The organism is Geobacillus sp. LYN3 (assembly GCF_003064505.1).
In the GTDB taxonomy this organism is placed as follows: Bacteria; Bacillota; Bacilli; order Bacillales; family Anoxybacillaceae; genus Parageobacillus_B; species Parageobacillus_B toebii.
In genome coordinates, this window is the sequence record NZ_QCWL01000001.1 from 264,531 (window position 1) to 264,731 (window position 201).

The following is a 201-nucleotide window of genomic DNA, read 5'->3' on the forward strand; positions in this document are numbered from 1 at the left end:
ATTGCGTTCCATCGTCCGTTCCGTCACTTGGGTGACTTGAACGTACGTATACGTGTTTCCATCGATCGCTGCCTTCTGTGGAAGGCATAGCTCATAGGTTTGGACTCCTTCTGTTTGTCCATCATCGACGCGTCTGCCCTTTTGCGAAGCGATCTGGAACCAAAGCGCTTTCGATTCTCGGCGTAAGTTTCGCTTGATGAC

General features: G+C 50.7%; 1 pseudogene. It reads right to left on the reverse strand.

Features of this window, described 5'->3' with window-relative positions:
- A pseudogene (locus DCC82_RS17880) lies at window positions 1-201 on the reverse strand (IS1380 family transposase); the annotation flags it as partial.